This is a genomic window from Streptomyces sp. Xyl84, from assembly GCF_059731885.1.
In genome coordinates this window covers 2,453,031-2,471,177 of the sequence record NZ_AP029182.1, presented here as the reverse complement: position 1 = coordinate 2,471,177, position 18,147 = coordinate 2,453,031, and the positions used below count along the sequence as shown (strand labels likewise).

General features: G+C 72.3%; 15 protein-coding genes. 6 read left to right on the top strand and 9 right to left on the bottom strand.

Annotation, left to right across the window (positions count from 1 at the left end; all coding sequences use genetic code 11):
• Positions 1–70: 70 nt before the first annotated feature.
• From AC6I72_RS10465 to AC6I72_RS10455, 3 genes are all read left to right on the top strand, one after another.
• Positions 71–1,036: a zinc-binding dehydrogenase gene (locus AC6I72_RS10465; protein ID WP_498000541.1), complete on the top strand. Its 966-nt coding sequence runs from the start codon at positions 71–73 to the stop codon at positions 1,034–1,036.
• A 122-nt stretch (positions 1,037–1,158) separates the two neighbouring features.
• Positions 1,159–1,368 carry a helix-turn-helix domain-containing protein gene (locus AC6I72_RS10460; RefSeq protein WP_037851906.1) on the top strand — a complete coding sequence of 70 codons (210 nt, stop codon included), beginning with the start codon at positions 1,159–1,161 and terminating at the stop codon, positions 1,366–1,368.
• Positions 1,368–1,931, top strand: a complete 564-nt coding sequence (locus AC6I72_RS10455; protein WP_498000540.1) for a Clp protease N-terminal domain-containing protein — start codon at positions 1,368–1,370, stop codon at positions 1,929–1,931. The genes AC6I72_RS10460 and AC6I72_RS10455 overlap by 1 nt, the downstream gene beginning before the upstream one ends.
• A 104-nt stretch (positions 1,932–2,035) precedes the next feature.
• Here AC6I72_RS10455 and AC6I72_RS10450 read toward each other — a convergent pair whose 3' ends face one another.
• The 7 genes from AC6I72_RS10450 to AC6I72_RS10420 form a co-directional block, all read right to left on the bottom strand.
• On the bottom strand, positions 2,036–3,091 hold the full coding sequence (locus AC6I72_RS10450) for a PadR family transcriptional regulator (protein ID WP_498000539.1): 1,056 nt from the start codon (positions 3,089–3,091) through the stop codon (positions 2,036–2,038).
• 1 nt (position 3,092) lies between these two features.
• The gene (locus tag AC6I72_RS10445) at positions 3,093–4,034 is read right to left on the bottom strand and encodes a DUF4097 family beta strand repeat-containing protein (RefSeq protein WP_498000538.1); all 942 of its coding nucleotides are present in this window, start codon (positions 4,032–4,034) and stop codon (positions 3,093–3,095) included.
• Between the two features lie 255 nt (positions 4,035–4,289).
• On the bottom strand, positions 4,290–4,472 hold the full coding sequence (locus AC6I72_RS10440) for a DUF6104 family protein (RefSeq protein ID WP_019075209.1): 183 nt from the start codon (positions 4,470–4,472) through the stop codon (positions 4,290–4,292).
• Positions 4,473–4,606: 134 nt separating this feature from the next.
• On the bottom strand, positions 4,607–8,449 hold the full coding sequence (locus AC6I72_RS10435) for a multifunctional oxoglutarate decarboxylase/oxoglutarate dehydrogenase thiamine pyrophosphate-binding subunit/dihydrolipoyllysine-residue succinyltransferase subunit (protein WP_498000537.1): 3,843 nt from the start codon (positions 8,447–8,449) through the stop codon (positions 4,607–4,609).
• 361 nt (positions 8,450–8,810) lie between these two features.
• On the bottom strand, positions 8,811–9,917 hold the full coding sequence (locus tag AC6I72_RS10430; RefSeq protein ID WP_498000536.1) for a HAMP domain-containing sensor histidine kinase: 1,107 nt from the start codon (positions 9,915–9,917) through the stop codon (positions 8,811–8,813).
• Positions 9,914–10,651: a response regulator transcription factor gene (locus AC6I72_RS10425; protein WP_037851897.1), complete on the bottom strand. Its 738-nt coding sequence runs from the start codon at positions 10,649–10,651 to the stop codon at positions 9,914–9,916. The genes AC6I72_RS10430 and AC6I72_RS10425 overlap by 4 nt, the downstream gene beginning before the upstream one ends.
• A 122-nt stretch (positions 10,652–10,773) precedes the next feature.
• A complete protein-coding gene (locus AC6I72_RS10420) occupies positions 10,774–11,451 on the bottom strand; it encodes a spermidine synthase (protein WP_498000535.1) in 678 nt (225 codons plus the stop codon).
• Positions 11,452–11,681: 230 nt separating this feature from the next.
• Between AC6I72_RS10420 and AC6I72_RS10415 the strand changes: the two genes are divergently transcribed.
• A complete protein-coding gene (locus tag AC6I72_RS10415) occupies positions 11,682–12,641 on the top strand; it encodes a rhomboid-like protein (protein ID WP_498000534.1) in 960 nt (319 codons plus the stop codon).
• A 118-nt stretch (positions 12,642–12,759) separates the two neighbouring features.
• The gene (lon, locus tag AC6I72_RS10410; protein ID WP_498000533.1) at positions 12,760–15,183 is read left to right on the top strand and encodes an endopeptidase La; all 2,424 of its coding nucleotides are present in this window, start codon (positions 12,760–12,762) and stop codon (positions 15,181–15,183) included.
• 111 nt (positions 15,184–15,294) lie between these two features.
• Here lon and AC6I72_RS10405 read toward each other — a convergent pair whose 3' ends face one another.
• Positions 15,295–16,143 carry a lysozyme gene (locus tag AC6I72_RS10405; RefSeq protein WP_498000532.1) on the bottom strand — a complete coding sequence of 283 codons (849 nt, stop codon included), beginning with the start codon at positions 16,141–16,143 and terminating at the stop codon, positions 15,295–15,297.
• A 280-nt stretch (positions 16,144–16,423) separates the two neighbouring features.
• Here AC6I72_RS10405 and AC6I72_RS10400 point away from each other — a divergent pair, with 280 nt between their 5' ends.
• Positions 16,424–16,927, top strand: a complete 504-nt coding sequence (locus tag AC6I72_RS10400) for a MarR family winged helix-turn-helix transcriptional regulator (protein ID WP_498000531.1) — start codon at positions 16,424–16,426, stop codon at positions 16,925–16,927.
• Between the two features lie 337 nt (positions 16,928–17,264).
• Here the strand turns inward: AC6I72_RS10400 and AC6I72_RS10395 are convergent, their stop codons facing one another.
• Positions 17,265–18,050: a hypothetical protein gene (locus AC6I72_RS10395; RefSeq protein ID WP_498000530.1), complete on the bottom strand. Its 786-nt coding sequence runs from the start codon at positions 18,048–18,050 to the stop codon at positions 17,265–17,267.
• Positions 18,051–18,147 lie beyond the last annotated feature (97 nt).

The window sequence follows — 18,147 nt, the reverse complement described above, 5'->3', positions numbered from 1 at the left end:
TTGGCAAGAGGGCGTGTGTCACAGCGCCGCCTGGTTCCGCGGGCGTCGGGCCGCCCCTATCGTCAAGGTCATGTTCGCTGTCTACGCCGCCCGAATCGACCGCGACCAGCCGCTGAACGGCCTGGAGACGGGGGAGCGCCCGGCCCCCGAGGCCCGCCCCGGCTGGAGCACGATCGACGTCAGGGCCGCCTCCCTGAACCATCACGACCTCTGGTCGCTCAAGGGCGTGGGACTGCCCGAGGACAAGCTGCCCATGATCCTCGGCTGCGACGCCGCCGGTGTCGACGAGGACGGCAACGAGGTCGTCCTGCACTCGGTCATCGGCCAGAGCGGGCACGGTGTCGGCCCCAAGGAGCCGCGCTCCATCCTCACCGAGCGCTACCAGGGCACCTTCGCCGAGCAGGTCTCCGTGCCGACCTGGAACGTCCTGCCCAAGCCCGAGGGGCTCTCCTTCGAGGAAGCCGCCTGCCTGCCCACCGCCTGGCTCACCGCCTACCGGATGCTCTTCACCAACGCCGGGGTGCGGCCGGGCGACTCCGTACTCGTGCAGGGCGCGGGCGGCGGGGTGGCCACGGCCGCGATCGTGCTCGGCAAGGCGGCCGGGCTCAAGGTCTTCGCCACCAGCCGCGACGAGGCCAAGCGCAAGCGGGCGCTGGAACTCGGCGCGGTGGAGGCGGTGGAGCCGGGGGCCCGGCTGCCGCAGCGGGTGGACGCGGTGATCGAGACCGTCGGCGCCGCCACCTGGTCGCACTCGGTGAAGTCGCTGCGCCCCGGCGGCACGATCGTCATCTCCGGGGCCACCAGCGGCGACCGCCCCTCGCACGCCGAGCTGACCCGGATCTTCTTCCTGGAGCTGAAGGTGGTCGGCTCCACGATGGGCACCAAGGACGAACTGGAGGACCTGCTCTCCTTCTGCGCCACCACCGGGGTGCGCCCCGTCATCGACGAGGTGCTGCCGCTGGAGCGGGCCCGGGAGGGCTTCGAGCGGATGGAGGCCGGAGGCCAGTTCGGCAAGATCGTGCTCACCACGTCCTGATCCCCGCCCTTCGGGGTTCTTCGAGCGGCGGGCCCGGTTCCCGGGCCCGCCGCTCGTGCGTCCACAGGGCCTTTCGTCAACCATGGTTGACAGGTGGAGTGCTGTCAACGTAAGTTGACAGCATGACCGACGCAACGGATCTCGCCGAGCGGGCGGGCGACCGCGACCCGCGGGTCGGGCTGCGGGCCGTCGCCGCGCTGCGCCGGCTGCTGGAGCAGCTGGAGGCGGTGCAGGTGCGCAGTGCGCGCAACCAGGGCTGGTCGTGGCAGGAGATCGCCGCCGAACTCGGCGTCAGCAGGCAGGCCGTGCACAAGAAGTACGGGAGGCAGTGATGTTCGAACGGTTCACGAAGGACGCCCGCGCCGTCGTACAGGGGGCCGTGGCCCATGCCGAAGCGGGCGGCTCGCCGTCCGTGGACGCCGAGCATCTGCTGCTCGCCGTACTGGACCGCGAAGCGAGCCGCGCCTCCTTCGCCCTGGCGGCGCTGGGACTGGACGCGCACAAGGACGCCGTACGTCGGGAACTGCACGACGCGCGGCGGCGCGCCGGTCTGTCCCGCGCCGACACCGACGCCCTCGCCGGGCTCGGCATCGACGTCCTGGAACTGGTCTCCCGGGTGGAGGCGGCGCACGGTGCCGGGGCCCTGTCCACGGGCCGGGAGGACGCGCCCTGGTCGGGCCGCCGCCCTTTCAGCCGCGACGCCAAGAGGATCCTGGAGAAGGCGCTGCGCATGGCGGTGGCCCGCCGCGACCGGCGCATCGGCGACGAGCACATCCTCCTCGCCCTGACCGTCCGGCCGGGTGTGCCCTGCGAGGTGCTCGCCGACCACGGGGTGACGTACACGTCGCTGACCCGCGTGCTGTACGGCGACACGGAGACCCGGGCGGCCGGCTGAGGCGCACCCGGCGGCCCGGCCGCCGGCCGGCTCCCTCCACCAGGGGGGTGGGCGCCGGGGCGCCGGACCCCTCGCGTCCCGGGCTCGCCTCTCAGGCCCGCCTCTCAGGACTTCGGGGTGCCGCGCAGGACCTCCCCGATGTGTGCCGCGGCCGTCGCCAGATGACGGCGCGTGGTGCGGAGCTGGTCCGCGGTGACGCCGTGGTCGCGGGCCGCGTCGCGGATGTCGTCGCGGAAGCGGTCCAGGAGCCGGTCCAGGTCGCGGGCCGGATCGCCGGTGGTGTCCTCGTGCGCCCAGGACGGTTCGTAGGCGGCGGGAAAGTCCGGCGGGGTCTCGGAGTACTCGGCGGGCCCCTGCGGACCGGCGGCCGCCGGTCCGAAGCCGAAGTCCTTGGCCAGGCCCTTGCCGAACTCCTTGCCGAAGTCGCCGAACTCCTTGGTCAGCTCGGTCAGGCCCTCACGCACCCCCGTGGGCCAGTCGCCGCGCGCGAAGTGGTCCTGCACCTGGTCCTGCACCCGCCGGGCGATGCGCTGGAACTCCTCCTGGGCCTGGGCCCGTGCCCGCTCCTGGGCCTCCTTGGCCTGGCGCCGGGCCCGCTGGGCCTCCTCGCGTGCCCGGCGGCTCTCGTCCTTGGCCCGCCGGGCCTGCTCCTTCCACTCCTGCTTGACGCGGCGCATCTCCTCCTTGGCCGCGCGCCAGGCCTCTTTGTCGCCGCTGTCCGCGCTGTCGGCGCCGGCGTACTCCTGTGCGCCCGAGCCAGCGGCGGAGCCCTGCCGGGCCTGGGAGGCCGCCGCGCGCATCTCGCGCCGCAGATCACCCGCCGCGCCGCGCACGTCGGCCCGGATCTCGGCGGCGAGTTCGGCGACCGACTCGCGGATCTCCAGTTCCAGATCGGCCAGTTCACCGCTGCGGTCGGCCAGTTCGGCGCGGCCCGCGTCGGTGATGGCGTACACCTTCCGGCCGCCCTCGGTGGTGTGGGTGACCAGGCCCTCGGCCTCCAGCTTCGCCAGCCGGGGGTAGACGGTGCCGGCAGAGGGTGCGTACAGGCCCTGGAAGCGCTCCTCCAGGAGGCGGATCACCTCGTAGCCGTGGCGCGGGGCCTCGTCGAGCAGCTTGAGCAGATAGAGGCGGAGGCGGCCGTGGGCGAAGACGGGGGGCATGTCAGAGCACCTTCTTGTCGGTCGGTCCGGCGGTCGGGCCGTCGGGCGTGCCGTCGGCGGAGCCGGCCACGGGGTCGGCCGGGGCGTCGGCGGGGCCGCCGGCGGCGGGGCCGGAACCCCAGGGGGTGTCCTCCTCGGCGGGCGGGCGCCGCAGCAGGGCGATGGAACCGGAGACCGTCGTCGCCTTCAGCCTGCCCCGGCCGGTGCCCAGCCGTCCCGTGATCCGCTTGGCGCCCCACTGGCCGCTCACCCGGAGGTCCTCGAAGGCGTTGGAGACCGAGCCGCTCGCCGTGTTCGCCTCCACCTCCGCGTCGGCCGGGTGGGGCAGGCGGATGGCGATCTCGCCGGACACGTTCGTCAGGCTGATGTCGGTGGGGGAGGCCGCCCGGTCGAGGTCCACGATCATCGATCCGCTCACGGAGTCGGCCCGCACCGACGAGCCGGAACCCTCGACGAGGGTCAGGTCACCGGAGACCGACTTGAACCGGAGGTCGCCCGAGAGGGCCTGCGCCTCCACGTTCCCCGAGACGGTGTCCGCGCGGACCGGGCCGGTGACGCCCACCAGCGTGGTGTCGCCGGTGACGCCCCTCACCTCCGTCCGCCCGTCGATGCCCGAGACCATGGCGGCGGCGCCGACGACCCCGACCTCGACGTGCGTGCTCGCGGGGACGGCCAGCGAGATGACGGCACTGCGCTGCCAGCCCCTGCGGTCGAGCCACTTGAGGAGGCCCTTCCAGGGCAGGTCGTCGTAGGCCACGGTCAGGGTGGAGCCGCGCTGGGTGACGACCAGGGGCGGTCCCTCGATGCGGGAGACCTCCATGCGGGCGGAACCGTCGTCCGTGCCCACGACGTTGACCGTTCCGTGGACGATGCGGACGTTCAGCTGCGTCGGGGGCTCGTCGAAGGTGAGCTTGACGGGCTCGCCCACGGACCACTCGGACATGGTGCAGACCTCCTGGGACGGACCGGACCCCACGGGGCGGCAGGACCGGAAGACGGGACCGGGTCGGGGAGGCGAGCGGCGCGCCGGACACGACACGCCATATCGCGACCCCACTGGACACGATATATCGCGGACACGGAAAGTCAAGACACACCGTGAAACGCGAGCGTCGCCGACCGCCCCCTCCGTACTACGTGCGGTGGAACGCGAAAGGCGCCCCCGAAGGGGCGCCCCGTCCCGGCCGTCAGCCGTTTGTCACTCGTCGTCGTCCTCGTCGTCCAGCCGCGCCAGCCAGGTGGCCAGCCGCTCCACCGGGACCTCGAAGTCCGGGTTCAGGTCGACGAAGGTCCGCAGCTGCTCGGCCAGCCACTCGAAGGTGACCTCCTCCTCGCCCCGCCTCTTCTCCAGCTCTTCGATGCCACGGTCGGTGAAGTACATGAGGTCAAGGATAGAGGCGCCGCAGTCTCGCGGAAACGGCCGGGCCGCACCCCCGGGTGAGGGGGTGCGGCCCGGCCGGTCGCGGTCCGCGCGGCGACGGCGCCCTGCGACGCAGTGACGCCCCGCGGCAGCGGTTACGCCTCGAACACCTCGCGCACCAGCTGCTCCTGCTCGGCCTGGTGCCGCTTGGCGGAACCCACGGCCGGGGAGGAGGAGTGCGGACGCGAGATGCGGCGCAGCCGCTCGCTGTGCGGCACGTCCGCGCCGACCGCCAGGTCCAGGTGGTCGATCAGGTTGAGCGCGATGAACGGCCAGGCACCCTGGTTCGCCGGCTCCTCCTGCGTCCACAGGTACTTCTCGGCGTTCGGGTACTTCTTGATCTCCGCCTGCAGCTCCGCACCCGGCAGCGGGTACAGGCGCTCGATGCGGATGATCGCGGTGTCCGTCACGCCGCGCTTCTTCCGCTCGGCGTCGAGGTCGTAGTAGACCTTGCCGGCGCAGAAGACGACCTTCTTCACGGCGTTCGGCTCGACCGAGTCGTCGCCGATGACCGGGCGGAACTGGCCCGTCGTGAACTCCTCCGTCTTCGAGGCGGCGGCCTTCAGGCGCAGCATCGACTTCGGGGTGAAGACCACCAGCGGCTTGTGGTGCGGGTTGTGCACCTGCCACCGCAGGAGGTGGAAGTAGTTCGACGGCAGGGTCGGCATCGCGACCGTCATGTTGTTCTGCGCGCACAGCTGCAGGTAGCGCTCGATGCGGGCCGAGGAGTGGTCCGGGCCCTGGCCCTCGTAGCCGTGCGGCAGCAGCAGCGTGACGCCGGAGGTCTGGCCCCACTTCTGCTCGGCGGCCGAGATGTACTCGTCGATGACCGACTGGGCGCCGTTGGCGAAGTCGCCGAACTGGGCCTCCCACATCACCAGCGCGTCCGGGCGGGTCAGCGAGTAGCCGTACTCGAAGCCCATGACCGCGTACTCGGAGAGCAGCGAGTCGTAGACGTTGTAGCGGGCCTGGTCGTCGGAGAGGTACAGCAGCGGCGTGTAGTCCTCGCCGGTCTCGCGGTCGATCAGCACCGCGTGGCGCTGGCCGAAGGTGCCGCGGCGGGAGTCCTGGCCGGAGAGCCGGACCGGGACGCCCTCCAGGAGCAGCGAGCCGATGGCGAGGGTCTCGCCCATGCCCCAGTCGATGGTGCCGTCCTCGACCATGGCCGCCCGGCGCTGCAGCTGCGGCAGCAGACGCGGGTGGACGGTGAAGTGGTCGGGGATGTTGACCTGGGACTCGGCGATGCGCTTGACGACCTCGGCGGAGATCGCGGTGCTGACCTCGACCGGGAAGCCCGCCTGCGGGTCCGGGGACTGGGGGGCGGACGGCTGCGAGGTGGCCTCGCGGACCTCGGTGAAGACCTTCTCCAGCTGGCCCTGGTAGTCCTGCAGCGCCTGCTCGGCCTCTTCCAGGGTGATGTCGCCGCGACCGATCAGGGACTCGGTGTAGAGCTTGCGCACCGAGCGCTTCTTGTCGATCAGGTCGTACATCAGCGGCTGGGTGAAGGCCGGGTTGTCCGACTCGTTGTGACCGCGGCGGCGGTAGCAGATGAGGTCGATCACCACGTCCTTGTTGAACGCCTGGCGGAACTCGAAGGCGAGCCGCGCCACGCGCACGACGGCCTCGGGGTCGTCGCCGTTGACGTGGAAGATCGGGGCCTCGATCATGCGGGCCACGTCGGTGGCGTACATCGAGGAGCGCGAGGACTCCGGGGCGGCGGTGAAGCCGACCTGGTTGTTGATGACGATGTGGACCGTGCCGCCGGTGCGGTAGCCGCGCAGCTGCGACATGTTCAGGGTCTCGGCCACCACGCCCTGGCCCGCGAAGGCCGCGTCGCCGTGGATCGCCACCGGCAGGACGGTGAAGTCCGTGCCGCCCTTGTTGATGATGTCCTGCTTGGCGCGGGAGATGCCCTCGATGACCGGGTCGACCGTCTCCAGGTGGGACGGGTTCGCGGCCAGCGAGACCTTGATCTGCTCGCCGTCCAGGCCGGTGAAGGTGCCCTCGGCGCCCAGGTGGTACTTCACGTCGCCGGAGCCGTGCATCGACTTCGGGTCGAGGTTGCCCTCGAACTCGCGGAAGATCTGCGCGTAGGACTTGCCGACGATGTTGGCGAGCACGTTGAGGCGGCCGCGGTGGGCCATGCCGATGACGACCTCGTCCAGGCGCGACTCGGCGGCCGAGTCGAGGACCGCGTCGAGCAGCGGGATGACGGACTCGCCGCCCTCCAGGGAGAAGCGCTTCTGGCCGACGTACTTCGTCTGCAGGAAGGTCTCGAAGGCCTCCGCCGCGTTCAGCCGGCGCAGGATGCGCAGCTGCTCCTCGCGCTCCGGCTTGGAGTGCGGGCGCTCCACGCGGTCCTGGATCCACTTGCGCTGCTTGGGGTCCTGGATGTGCATGAACTCGATGCCGACGGTGCGGCAGTACGAGTCGCGCAGCACGCCGAGGATGTCGCGCAGCTTCATCATCGACTTGCCGGCGAAGCCGCCGACGGCGAACTCGCGCTCCAGGTCCCACAGGGTGAGCCCGTGCTCGGTGATGTCCAGGTCGGGGTGCTTGCGCTGCTGGTACTCCAGCGGGTCGGTGTCGGCCATGACGTGGCCGCGGACCCGGTAGGAGTGGATCAGCTCGAAGACGCGGGCGGCCTTGGTGACGTCGTCGTCGTGGCTGGCGTCGATGTCCTTGAGCCAGCGGACCGGCTCGTAGGGGATGCGCAGCGCCTCGAAGATCTCGTCGTAGAAGCCGTTCTCGCCGAGCAGCAGGTTGGCGACCTGGCGCAGGAACTCGCCGGAGGCGGCGCCCTGGATCACCCGGTGGTCGTAGGTCGACGTGAGCGTCATGACCTTGGAGATGCCGAGCTTGTTCAGGGTGTCCTGGCTGGTGCCCTGGAACTCCGCCGGGTAGTCCATGGAGCCGACGCCCATGATCACCGACTGGCCGGGCATCAGACGCGGCACGGAGTGGACCGTGCCGAGGCCGCCGGGGTTGGTCAGGGAGACGGTGACGCCGGTGAAGTCGTCCATCGTCAGCTTGCCGTCGCGGGCGCGGCGGACGATGTCCTCGTAGGCCTGCCAGAACTCGAAGAAGTTCAGCGTCTCGGCCTTCTTGATCGCCGCGACGACGAGCTGGCGGTCGCCGTTGGGCTTGACCAGGTCGATGGCGAGACCGAGGTTGACGTGGGCCGGCTTGACGAGGGTCGGCTTGCCGTCCTTCTCGCCGAACGACCAGTTCATCGACGGCATGGCCTTGATGGCCTGCACCATCGCGTAGCCGATGAGGTGCGTGAAGGAGATCTTCCCGCCCCGGGCCCGCTTGAGGTGGTTGTTGATGACGATGCGGTTGTCGAACAGCAGCTTCACCGGGACGGCGCGCACGGACGTGGCCGTGGGCAGCTCCAGGGAGGCGTTCATGTTCTTGGCGACCGCGGCGGACGGGCCGCGCAGCGTCACGTACTCGGGGCCGGCGGGGGCCTCGGTGGCGGGCTCGGCCTTCTTGGCGGCGGGCGCGGGCTTGGCGGCGGCGGGCTTCGCCGGGGCCGGGGCCTGCGCGGCGGGCTTCGCCGGAGCGGGGGCCGGAGCGGCGGCGGGGGCCGGGGCGGCCGGTGCCGGAGCGGCGGCGGCGGGCGGCGCGGCCGGGGCCTGCGCGGGCTGGGCCGGGGCCGCCGGGGCGGCGGGCGCCTGGGGAGCCGTGGGGGTGGTGCCTGCGGCCCCCGTGGCCGCAGTACCCGCCGGAGCCGTCGGGGCAGCGGCGGCGGCCCCCGGCTTGTAGTCGGCGAAGAAGTCCCACCAGGCACGGTCTACGGAGTTCGGGTCCTGGAGGTACTGCTGATAGATCTCGTCGACGAGCCACTCGTTGGCACCGAACGCGGCTGCGGGGTTCTTCCCGGCTTGGTCGGTCTCGGTCGAGATGCTCGAGTTACTGGGGGACTGTGGCGACACGGCGGCAACCGCCCTCTTCCGCTTCACAAGGTGATGGACAGCGGGAATAAAGGCTACGCCTCCAAGAGCGTGAAGGTCAGGTCGAGCCCGTTCATCGTCGCGTAAGTCACATCGAAAGCTGTGTTTCGGGGCTTGAAATGGCGGGAAACAAGCGTGGTTCGCCCGTGAGAGGGAAGGGGCCATCCGGGCCTGGCCCCGGGAGGGTGCAGGCCCCGGCCCGATCACACGTGTCCGCCTGCGACGGGAGTGAGCCGCAGACGTACCGGCCGGAGCGCCGTCGGGCGGTGGGCCGGGCGGCGCCACGCTCGAGGACCGCTCGTGGACCGCTCGTGGATCTTCAGGTTCCGGATCGAACTTTACGTCAACTTGGTACAGAGGGAAGCCCGGGAAGGGTGATGAGGATCCGGCAGCCGCGATCGGATTCGGCCACCCCGATCCGGCCGCCGTGCAGATCCACCGCCCAGCGGGCGATCGCCAGCCCCAGGCCCGTACCGCCGTCGCTGCCCGGCCCGTGCGGCCGGCTCACGGCGCCCCGGTTGAAGCGCTCGAAGACGCGGTGCCACTCGGAGCGCGGGATGCCCGGCCCCTCGTCGATGACCTCCAGCTCCAGCGACTCCGGCTGCGGCCCGCGCCGCGCCCGCACCGTCACCCGGCCGTGCGGCGGGCTGTGCTTGACGGCGTTGTCGATGAGATTGGCGACCACCTGGTGGATCCGCTCGGGATCCGCGTGCGCGGTCAGGCTCAGCGGCTCGACGTCGAGTCGCAGGTGGACGTCCGTGCGGGTGTGACTGCCGGAACCGGAGGCCATGCCCGCGCGCGCGGAGGCCACCATGTTGGCCTCCTTCAGCACGCCCGACAGGTACGGCCACACCTCGAAGCGCCGCGTCCTGAGCGGCACGACGCCGTTGTCCAGGCGGGACAGGTCCAGCAGGGTCTCCACCAGGCGGCCCAGCCGCTCGGTCTGCTTCAGGGCCGTGCGCATGGTCTCCGCGTCGGCCTCGGTGACCCCGTCGACGATGTTCTCCAGGACCGCGCGCAGACCCGCGATCGGCGTGCGCAGCTCGTGCGAGACGTTCGCCACCAGCTCCTTGCGCTGGCGGTCCTGGGCGGCCAGCTCGTCCGCCATGCGGTTGATCGTCTGGGCGAGGTCGCCCAGCTCGTCCCGGCGGTTCTCGCGCACCCGGCGCGTGTAGTCGCCGTGCGAGATGGAGCGGGCCACCGCGTTCATCTCGTCCAGCGGGGCGGTCAGCGAGTGCGCCACGAACTGGGTGATCAGGAGCGTGGCGATCATGGAGAAGACCATGATGAAGCGCAGCTCGGTCTTGGTGTGCACCGCGATCATCGACAGTCCGGTGGTGATCAGCACCGCGATGACGACCAGCGCGCCCAGCTTCGTCTTGACCGAGAACGGGCGTACCCCGCCCCAGGGCTCCCCCCGGTCCCTGCGCGCGGCCGGCCCCTCGCTCATGGGGTCGGCGTCTCCAGCGCGTAGCCCACGCCGTGCACCGTGCGGATCCGCTCGGCGCCGATCTTCCGGCGCAGCGCCTTGATGTGGCTGTCGACGGTACGGGTGCCGGAGGCGTCCGCCCAGTCCCACACCTCCGCCAGGAGCTGCTCGCGCGAGAGCACCGCGCGCGGGGTGTTCGCCAGGCACACCAGCAGGTCGAACTCGGTGGGCGTCAGGTGGACGTCCTCGCCGCGCACCCGCACCCTGCGCTGCGCGTGGTCGATCTCCAGCTCGCCCAGGCGCAGGATCCCGCTGCGCGGGGTCGCCGCGGCCAGCGCCGCCCGCTCCACGCGGCGCAGCAGCACGTGCACGCGGGCGGCCAGCTCCCGCATGGAGAAAGGCTTGGTCATGTAGTCGTCGGCGCCGACCCCGAGGCCGACCAGCATGTCGGTCTCGTCGTCGCGCGCGGTGAGCATCAGCACCGGCACCGGCCGCTGGGCCTGGACCCGGCGGCAGACCTCCAGGCCGTCGAAGCCGGGCAGCATGATGTCGAGAATCAGCAGATCGGGCTGCCAGGCCTCCGCGGTGTCGACCGCGCTCGGCCCGTCGCCCGCGGTCTGCACCAGGAAGCCCTCGGCGCGCAGGCGGGTGGCGATGGCATCCATGATGGTCTGGTCGTCCTCGACCACCAGGACCCGGCGCTGCGCGCCCGGTCCGGCCGTCGTGCCGTTGTGCGCGGTGTGTGTCTGCTCCATCGCCCGCCCCTGAGTGTGCTTTCCGGAACCAGTGGGGTGATTCCTTGACTGCGCGTAGTTGCGATTGACGCTTGAATGATCGGCGTCAGGGATGCAGCGTACGGGGAGTCACGGTGCCTTTGCTATCCAGCCCTGACGGCGAGGTGCACGACGTCCGGAACGCCCCGGGCAACCGGGATCTCTTCGGTGCGCACCTGCTTGAACCCGACATTCCGCAAGGTTCCTTCAAATTCCGGAGAGGGTTTCGCCGACCACACCGCGAGCACGCCGCCGGGCCTCAACACCCTTGCGCAGCTTGCCAGTCCGGGGGGTGTGTACAGCTCTCCGTTGCCCTCCGTGACGGTCCATCCGGGGCCGTTGTCGATGTCCAGGCACAGCGCGTCGAACGTGGCGGACGTCTCATTGACGTAGGCGATCAGGTCGGCCTCGACGATGTCGGTGCGCGGGTCGGCCAGTGCCGTCGCGGTCAGTGCGGCCAGCGGTCCGTCCTGGTGCCAGCCGACGATCGCCGGCTCGCGCTCGACGACCGTGATCCGGCCCCAGCGGTCCTGGGCCGCGGCGTGCGCGAGTGAGAAGCCGACGCCGAGGCCGCCGATCAGCACGCGCGGGGCGGGACGGCCGTCCAGGGCGGCGAGCGCGGCGTCCACGAGCAGCCGTTCCGACCGCCCGTCGGAGGTGTCCATCAGGAAGCAGCCGTTGGCGATGATCTGCAGCAGTTCTCCGTGCCGGCGCAGCACGACCTCTCCGTGGGGGCCCTCGCTGCGGTCCAGGACCACGGGTGTCTCGTACGAGGCGTTCATGCGGCCATCCTGCCCGAACGCGGACTCGCCACCCCATGGTTGAGGGGTGACGCGGGCGGAGCCCCGCGCGGGGACGGCGCGTTCGCCCGCGCGGGCGGCGACGGGCCCGGGCGGCCCGGCGCCCGGGGGAAGTTAATAGGTTGCTGTGAATCGGCCGCCGGGTGGCGCCGGTCATAGACAGCGGCCCGCCGGACGCCAAGGGTGGGGGCCCGACGTCAAGGAGCCCTGCCGTGGAACGGACTGCGGACACCGACGCCGCGGCCCCGCCCCTGGTGGAGGGCATGCCCCGGCAGCGGCCCCGGACGGCCTCCCCCGCCGGCGCCCCGCCCCGGGAACCCGGCCGGGGCGAGGGTGTCCCCGGGGACCTTTCCGGGCAGCCGGAGTCCGGCGGGCGCGGCGCGCTCCCGGCGGCCCCGGCGCCCGGCACGCCGGCGGCGCCCGCCTGCGCCCGGCGGGCAGCGGCCGGCCGGCCCCGCCCGGCGTCCTCGCCCGCCGCCGCGCGCGGCGGCCGGCCCGGCAGGGCGTCCGGGAGCCGGTTCGGCAGGGCGGCCGGCGACAGGCTCGGCGGCGCGCGGGTGTGGCGGCTGCTGCCCGGTCCGGGCGGGACGCCGTTCACCTTCTGGTACGCGAGCGTGCTCGCCGTCACCTCGCTCGTCGCGCGGTACACCGGCCCCGCCGTGCTGGACGCCCTCTACCGCGGCTCCAGTACGGACGTCGCCCACCTGGTGCGGGAGCCGGTCGGGGTGCTGGCGGCCAGTGCGCTGTGGATCGCGGGCGGGGTGCTGACGGCGTACTCGCTCTGCTTCCTGCTGGTGCTCACGGCGCTCGAACGGCGGGTCGGCGCGGCGCGCGCGGCAGGCGTCTTCCTGCTCGGGCACGTGTTCGCCACCCTGGCCACGGAGATCCCCGTCGGTGTCGCGGTCCTGGCCGGCCGGCTGCCCGGCGCCGCGCTGCACCGCCTGGACTACGGGATCAGCTTCGGGGTCGCCGCGAGCGTCGGCGCGCTGTGCGGGCTGCTGCGCCCCTGGCTGGGCGGCCCCGTCCTGGTCGCGTTCGCCGGGATGCAGGTGGTGAACCTGGTGGCGTTCACCGACCCGATGACCGACTGCGGCCACCTCATCGCCCTCGCCGCCGGCATCGCCTGCCGGCCGGTGCTGCGCCCCCGCGCCCCGGCGCACGCCCCCCGCTGACCGGGCCCGGAATTTTCCCCCGCCCGTGATCGCTGACGGCGAACAGCAGCCTGGGAACAATCGGCCCCGCCCGTGCATTGAGTCGGCATAGCTCAACTTGACTGCCGAAGGGGAGATCATGGCTACTGAGTCCACGGCGTTCACACCGCTCACCCTGCCTGTGCTGCCGCTCGACGACGAGGTCGTGCTGCCCGGCATGGTGGTGCCGCTGGACCTGAGTGATGCCGAGGTACGGGCCGCGGTGGAGGCCGCGCAGGCCGCCGCCAGGTCGGAGCCCGGGAAGCCCAGGGTCCTGCTGGTGCCACGCATCGAGGGGACGTACGCCAGGACGGGCGTGCTGGGCACGGTCGAGCAGGTCGGCCGGCTGGCCGACGGCGACCCGGGCGCGCTGATCCGCGGCCGGAGCCGGGTGAGCATCGGCGCCGGGACCACCGGGCCGGGCGCCGCGCTGTGGGTCGAGGGCACGCGGATCGACGAGAGCGTGCCGGACCCGCTGCCCGGCCAGGTCGCCGAACTGGTCAAGGAGTACAAGGCCCTCGCCACCGCCTGGCTGCGCAAGCGCGGCGCCTGGCAGGTCGTCGACCGTGTCCAGGCCATCGACGACGTCTCCGCGCTCGCCGACAACTCCGGCTACTCGCCGTTCCTGACCACCGAACAGAAGATCGAGCTGCTGGAGACCGCCGAGCCGGTGGCCCGCCTCCGGCTCGCCACCCGCCAGCTGCGCGACCACCTCGCCGAGCAGGACGTCGCCGAGACCATCGCCAAGGACGTCCAGGAAGGCGTCGACAAGCAGCAGCGCGAGTTCCTGCTGCGCCGTCAGCTGGAGGCCGTCCGCAAGGAACTGCGCGACCTGAACGGCGAGAGCGAGGGCGAGGAGAGCGACGACTACCGCGCCCGCGTCGAGGCGGCCGACCTTCCGGACAAGGTCCGCGAGGCCGCGCTCAAGGAGGTCGACAAGCTGGAGCGCGCCTCCGACGCCTCGCCCGAGGGCTCCTGGATCCGCACCTGGCTGGACACCGTCCTGGAACTGCCGTGGAACGAGCGGAGCGAGGACGTCTACGACATCCAGGGCGCCCGCGCGGTCCTGGACGCCGAGCACGCGGGCCTGCAGGACGTGAAGGAGCGGATCACCGAGTACCTGGCGGTGCGCAAGCGCCGCAGCGACCGCGGCCTCGGCGTGATCGGCGGCCGGCGCGGCGGTGCCGTGCTCGCCCTGGTGGGGCCGCCCGGTGTCGGCAAGACCAGTCTGGGCGAGTCCGTGGCCCACGCGATGGGCCGCAAGTTCGTCCGCGTCGCCCTCGGCGGTGTCCGGGACGAGGCGGAGATCCGCGGCCACCGGCGCACCTACGTCGGCGCGCTGCCGGGCCGCATCGTGCGCGCCGTCAAGGAGGCCGGGTCGATGAACCCGGTGGTCCTGCTCGACGAGATCGACAAGGTCGGCTCCGACTTCCGGGGCGACCCGGCCGCGGCTCTGCTGGAGGTCCTGGACCCCGCGCAGAACCACACCTTCCGGGACCACTACCTGGAGGTCGAGCTGGACCTGTCGGACGTCGTCTTCCTGGCCACCGCGAACGTCCTGGAGGCAATCCCGGAGGCTCTCGCCGACCGTATGGAGATCGTGCGACTGGACGGCTACACCGAGGACGAGAAGATCGTCATCGCCCGCGACCACCTGCTCCCGCGCCAGCTGGAGCGGGCCGGTCTCGACAAGGACGAGGTCACGATCGAGGAGGGCGCGCTGCGCAAGCTCGCGGGCGAGTACACCCGCGAGGCCGGGGTGCGCACCCTGGAGCGGTCCGTCGCGCGGCTGCTGCGCAAGGTGGCGGCCCAGCACGAGCTGGGGGAGCGGGAGCTGCCGTTCACCGTCACCGAGGGCGATCTGCGGGGCCTGATCGGCCGGCCGCACCACGTGCCGGAGTCCGCCCAGGACCCGGCGGAGCGCCGGACGGCCGTGCCCGGGGTGGCCACCGGCCTCGCGGTCACCGGCGCGGGCGGCGACGTGCTGTACGTCGAGGCGTCCCTCGCGGACCCCGAGACGGGCGCGGCGGGCCTGACCCTGACCGGTCAGCTCGGTGACGTGATGAAGGAGTCCGCGCAGATCGCGCTCAGCTTCCTGCGCAGCCACGGTGCCGAGCTGGAACTGCCGGTGGGCGATCTGAAGGACCGGGGCGTGCACATCCACTTCCCGGCGGGCGCGGTGCCGAAGGACGGCCCGAGCGCGGGCGTCACGATGACCACCGCCCTGGCCTCGCTCCTGTCCGGCCGCCTGGTCCGCACGGACGTGGCGATGACCGGCGAGGTGTCGCTGACCGGGCGGGTCCTGCCCATCGGCGGCGTCAAGCAGAAGCTGCTCGCCGCGCACCGGGCGGGTGTGACGACGGTGATCATCCCCAAGCGCAACGAACCCGACCTGGACGACGTCCCCGCCGAGGTGCTGGACAAGCTCGACGTCCACGCCGTCACCGACGTCCGCCAGGTCCTGGAACTGGCCCTCGCACCGGCCGTGAACGGCGCGGAGGCGGAGGTTCCGGCAGCGGCGTGACGGACGCTGCCGGGCAGGGTGAAGGCCCGGGTCCCGTGAGGGAGGCCCGGGCCTTCGCCGGTCCGCGTACGTCTGCCCGCGTACGGGGGCGGGTGGGCCGCCGGCCGCGGCTCAGCCGTTGGCCAGGGCCTGCACCCGGTCCAGCGCGCCGTTGAACTTGTCGTGGTCACCGACGGTCGGGCCGGACGAGGTGTACTGCCACATCGTGTAGTAGCTCCAGCCGGCCGGGAGCGTCCCCACCGTCGAGGCGTACCGGGCGATCCACAGCGGGTTCTTCGAGGCGAAGCCGCCGTAGTTGCCGGTGCACTGGGTCCACCAGCTGGTGGCCGTGTAGATCACGGCGTCACGGCCGGTGCGCGCCTTGTAGGTGTTGAGGAAATCGGCGATCCAGCTGACCATCGCGCTCGTGGACTTGCCGTAGCAGGCCGCGCCGTAGGGGTTCCACTCGATGTCGAGGGCGCCCGGCAGGGTCTTGCCGTCCTTGGACCAGCCGCCGCCGTGGTCGACGAAGTAGTTGGCCTGGGTCGCGCCGCTGGTGGTGTCCGGGGTGGCGAAGTGGTACGAGCCGCGGATCATCCCGACGTTGTAGGAGCCGTTGTACTGCTGGGTGAAGGAGGGGTTCGTGTAGTACGTCCCCTCGGTCGCCTTCGTGTACGCCCAGCGCACCCCGCTGTTCCACAGGGTGGACCAGGCGACGTTGCCCTGGTAGCCGCTGACGTCGACGCCCTCGGTCTGGGTGGCGGAGTCCGTCGTGGGCGTGCCGCTGCGGCCGTCGTGCGCCGCGACGCCCATGCCCATGTAGGCGGAGCCCCGGGCGGGCGTGGTGCCGTCGGCGGCACCGCTGCCGGCGCCGGTGTCGGCCGAGGAGGGGCTGGTGAGGAAGAAGGAGAACGCCGCGAGCAGGACTCCCGCGGCGGTCAGCCGCCGCATGCGGGCCGTTCCGGATCTGTGCACGGGCATCACGTGCCTCCGAAGTTCGGTGGTGCTCGGTGGGGGGAAACGCGGGCATGGCCCACGGTCGCACGAGGGGAGCGCGGGCCTGGGGAGACCCGCCGGGGAGTCCGATGGCGTGGGCATGCCATTCAGTGCCTGGGCAAGACGCTACGCACGTAGAACGACTCTGGGAAGGGGGCCCGGAGTCCGCCGTTGGTCTACGCCTGCGAAATACTGACCAAGCTGCGGCGATGGCGGCGAGCGGCGGAAACTTTCAGGACCGGCGACACTCCAGGCAGGGGTTGACGTGCACGAAGACGCGAAGGGCGGGCATCGGGCCGCCGAGCCTGGCACCGCGGCGCCCGGTGGTGTGGACCGCGAGTTCCTCTCCCTGGAACGGGAGATGACCGTACTGCTGCGGCGCGCCCGGGCCAGCCAGGCCGAGATGGCCCGTGAGGTGCACCCGGAACTGGAGTCCTCGGCGTACGGACTGCTGGTCCGGCTGGACGAGTGCGGCAGCCAGCGCGCCACGGCACTCGCCGCCTACATCGGCGTCGGCAAGGCCACGATGTCCCGTCAGTTGCGCGCCCTGGAGGAGCTGGGGCTCGTCGCGCGCGAGCCGGACCCCGCGGACGGGCGGGCCTGGCTGATCGCGCTCACCGACGACGGCCGCCGCCGGGTCGGCAAGGTGCGCGATGCCCGGCGGGGGCGCTACGTCAGACAGCTCGACCACTGGGACCGCCGCGAGGTCGCCGAACTGGCCCGCCTGCTGCACGAACTGAACGGCGTCATGGAGAAACACGAGAACTGACACGGCGGGGGTGACACGACCTCGCGTCCGCGAGTGGCACGGCGGGGTGACATCGCCCGTCCTGCGCCGTGAGCGGCGCGACCGGGTGACGCCGCCCCGGACCGCGGGCGACGCGGCGGGGCCGGCAGCGCCCGGTGCCGCCCGCGCCGCCCCGCGTGTGGCACGGCGGGCAGACACCTCCCCGCGCCGCGAATGACGCGGCGTGGGGCGACACCGCCTGGCGCCGCCCGCAGCCCGGGCTCCGCGCCCCCGCTCGCCGGCCGAAGGGCCGCCCCGGCCCTCTCCCAGGCCGGCGGCCCACCCCGCCCCCTCGCCGGCCGGCGGGCCGCGCCCCCGCTCACAGCTCCGCGAACGCCGCCGTCGCGTCGTCGTGGGTCTTGCTGCGGCCGAGACGGGTCCGTTCCTCGCGGTCGGCGCGTTCCAGCAGGCGTACGCGGTCCACCAGGGCTCGTGGCCCCTCCTTGCGCAGGAGGGCGAAGCACTGGGCCCAGTCGCCCTCGCCGAACTTCTCCACCCAGCGGGCCGCCCCGTCGGTGAGCGCCGCCAGGGCCCGGACCCGGGAGCGCGGCACGGTGCCCGTCACCGCCCGCTCCGCCACCGAGGGGTCGGCCGCGGCGGTGAAGAAGCCGCCCTCCTTGTTGCGCAGGGTGGCGTCGACCAGCGCGTCCGTGGCCAGCGCGGCGCGCGGCAGCCGGGCCAGCCGGTCGTCCAGGACCGGGGTGACCAGGCCGTCGGGCGACTCCAGCAGGAGCGCCGAGTCGGACAGGACCAGGTACTCGACCGAACCGGCGGACCACCGTACGACCACCACGGTTGCCTGCGGCGTGCGGGGGTGAGAAAGGTCACAGGTGAGCGAGTGAGCCTCCGCGGTGCCGTGGATCGTGCGCGCGAGGGCCTCCACAAGTGTCATATCTCGCCGCGAAACGGTCAGTTCCAGCAGTCCGCCGCCGAGCCTGGAGGTGTACCAGGGGACCGAATGCAGACACCCCGTCTCCCGCGGCGGGGTCACCCCGTCCAGGACGACCAGGCACCCGCCCTGCCCGTCGGCGGGCAGGGCGAAGGCGGCGAAGTCCTCGTTCGGGTGATCCGGCAGACCCGGCTCCGAAACAACCTCAGTTCGCATCCGGCCAGTCTGCACCAGGCCTTCACATGATCCGCCAAAGGAGGCCATTCGCCTTGGAATTGACGCAGGGGCGCAGGTCAGGCGCCTGATTTGAGGC